1 rRNA gene is annotated in these 207 nt (G+C 47.8%); it reads left to right on the forward strand.

Going from position 1 to position 207, the window contains the following annotated elements:
- Window positions 1-20: 20 nt before the first annotated feature.
- Window positions 21-207, forward strand: a 16S ribosomal RNA gene (locus AN391_RS20280); the annotation flags it as partial.

Here is a 207-nt window from a genome sequence, read left to right on the forward strand (position 1 = left end):
TTCGGAACATAAAAACTTTTTAATTGAAGAGTTTGATCATGGCTCAGATTGAACGCTGGCGGCAGGCCTAACACATGCAAGTCGAGCGGTAACAGAAAGTAGCTTGCTACTTTGCTGACGAGCGGCGGACGGGTGAGTAATGCTTGGGAACATGCCTTGAGGTGGGGGACAACAGTTGGAAACGACTGCTAATACCGCATAATGTCT

This window comes from Pseudoalteromonas sp. P1-13-1a, assembly GCF_001401875.1.
Lineage (GTDB): Bacteria > Pseudomonadota > Gammaproteobacteria > Enterobacterales > Alteromonadaceae > Pseudoalteromonas.